The 2,500-nt window shown below is 53.8% G+C and carries 2 rRNA genes (1 of these 2 cut by a window edge); both read left to right on the top strand.

What is annotated here, in order from left to right:
* Positions 1–2,296 (top strand): 23S ribosomal RNA (locus EU556_RS25860); it begins 610 nt to the left of the window's first position.
* Positions 2,297–2,381: 85 nt separating this feature from the next.
* A 5S ribosomal RNA gene (gene rrf / locus EU556_RS25855) occupies positions 2,382–2,493 on the top strand.
* Positions 2,494–2,500 lie beyond the last annotated feature (7 nt).

Below are 2,500 nucleotides of genomic sequence, written 5' to 3'. Positions count from 1 at the left end.
AGCCTACGAGTTACTCCTCTCTGGCAAGGTTAAATGCTTGGAAGCATGGAGCCGCAGCGAAAGCGAGTCTGAATAGGGCGCAGAGTCAGAGGGGGTAGACGCGAAACTTTGTGATCTACCCTTGAGCAGGATGAAGGTTGGGTAACACCAACTGGAGGTCCGAACCAGTTTCCGTTGAAAAGGATTTGGATGACTTGAGGGTAGGGGTGAAAGGCCAATCAAACTGAGAAATAGCTCGTACTCCCCGAAATGTATTTAGGTACAGCGTCGAGGTGGAGTCAGCGGGAGGTAGAGCTACCGATAGGACTAGGGGGTGTCACAGCCTACCGAATCCTGACGAACTCCGAATGCCCGTTGATATACTCGGCAGTGAGGCGTGGGGTGCTAAGGTCCCATGCCGAGAGGGAAAGAACCCAGACCATCCGCTAAGGTCCCTAAATTCGGACTAAGTTGAACAAAGGAGGTCCACTTGCTTTGACAGCCAGGAGGTTGGCTTGGAAGCAGCCATTCCTTTAAAGAGTGCGTAACAGCTCACTGGTCGAGCGAGAGGGCATCGATAATACGCGGGCATCAAGTCCGGTACCGAAGCGATGGATTTCTACTTATGTAGAAGTGGTAGGGGAGCATTCCAGCAGCGGTGAAGCTGACCTGTCAGGGTTGGTGGAGCGGCTGGAAAAGCAAATGTAGGCATGAGTAACGATAAAGGGGGTGAGAAACCCCCTCGCCGATAGACTAAGGTTTCCTGCTCAACGCTAATCGGAGCAGGGTTAGTCGGGACCTAAGGCTAAGCCGAGAGGCTACGTCGATGGACAGCGGGTTGATATTCCCGCACCTAAGCAAGTGAGTGATGCAGTGACGCAGAAGTGAAAGTACCGCGGGCGGACGGAAGTGCCCGTTAAAGTGTGTAGGTATTGACTTGGTAGGCAAATCCGCCGAGTTAGCTGAAACATGATAGTACCTGGCGGCTTCGGCCAACGGGATAGTGTACCTAATCAGACTGCCAAGAAAACCTGCTAAGCGTTTACGCTTGTTTAGCCCGTACCGCAAACCGACACAGGTAGTCAAGGAGAGCATCCTGAGGCGCTCGAGTGAATCACGGCCAAGGAACTCGGCAAAATGGTCCTGTAACTTCGGGAGAAGGGACGCTTCCTCACAGCAATGTGAGAAGCCGCAGTGAAAAGGCCCAGGCGACTGTTTAACAAAAACACATGACTTTGCGAACGCGTAAGCGGAAGTATAAGGTCTGACACCTGCCCGGTGCCGGAAGGTTAAGAGGGGAACTTAGCGCAAGCGAAGGTTTGAATCGAAGCCCCGGTAAACGGCGGCCGTAACTATAACGGTCCTAAGGTAGCGAAATTCCTTGTCGGGTAAGTTCCGACCTGCACGAATGGTGTAACGATCTGGGCGCTGTCTCAGCCGTGAGCTCGGTGAAATTGTAGTCTCGGTGAAGATGCCGAGTACCCGCCACGGGACGGAAAGACCCCGTGCACCTTTACTATAGGTTGACATTGATGCTGGACAACACATGTGTAGGATAGGTGGGAGACTGTGAACCCGGGCCGCCAGGTCTGGGGGAGTCAACGTTGAAATACCACCCTTGTGTTGTTTGGCACCTAATCTGGAAACGGAAACAGTGTCTGCTGGGTAGTTTGACTGGGGTGGTCGCCTCCAAAAATGTATCGGAGGCTTTCAAAGGTCCACTCAGTACGCTTGGTAACCGTACGTAGAGCGCAATAGCAGAAGTGGGCTTGACTGTGAGGCTGACCAGCCGAGCAGGGTCGAAAGACGGATATAGTGATCCGGTGGTTCCGCATGGAAGGGCCATCGCTCAAAGGATAAAAGGTACGCCGGGGATAACAGGCTGATCTCCCCCAAGAGCTCATATCGACGGGGAGGTTTGGCACCTCGATGTCGGCTCGTCACGTCCTGGGGCTGGAGAAGGTCCCAAGGGTTCGGCTGTTCGCCGATTAAAGTGGCACGCGAGCTGGGTTCAGAACGTCGTGAGACAGTTCGGTCCCTATCTGTGGTGGGCGTTGGAAATTTGACAGGACCTGACTTTAGTACGAGAGGACCGAGTTGGACTAGCCGCTCGTGCACCGGTTGTGGCGCCAGCTGCAGCGCCGGGTAGCGACGCTAGGATGAGATAAGCGCTGAAAGCATCTAAGTGCGAAACTCACCTGAAGATGAGATTTCCCATATACGAAGAGTCGTGGTAGACCACCACGTTGATAGGCGGTACGTGTAGAGGCCGAAATGCCACAGCGGAGCCGTACTAATGACTCGAACGCTTCTTCTTGGACGACTCCATTTGTCTTCTTTTTCTTTCTCGCTCACTGCGTCAACGTTATTGCGTTGGTTTGAACACAACCAACGACACCAGTAATGGTGGCTTTAGCCCGGGTGTTCACCTCTTCCCATTCCGAACAGAGCCGTTAAGCCCCGGAGCGCCCATGGTACTGCCTTCACCGGCGGGAGAGTAGGTCGCCGCCAACCTTACTGA

The organism is Hymenobacter fodinae (assembly GCF_004745825.1).
In the GTDB taxonomy this organism is placed as follows: Bacteria; Bacteroidota; Bacteroidia; order Cytophagales; family Hymenobacteraceae; genus Hymenobacter; species Hymenobacter fodinae.
Note: the sequence above shows the minus strand (reverse complement) of the source record. Positions and strands in the feature narration are given on the sequence as shown.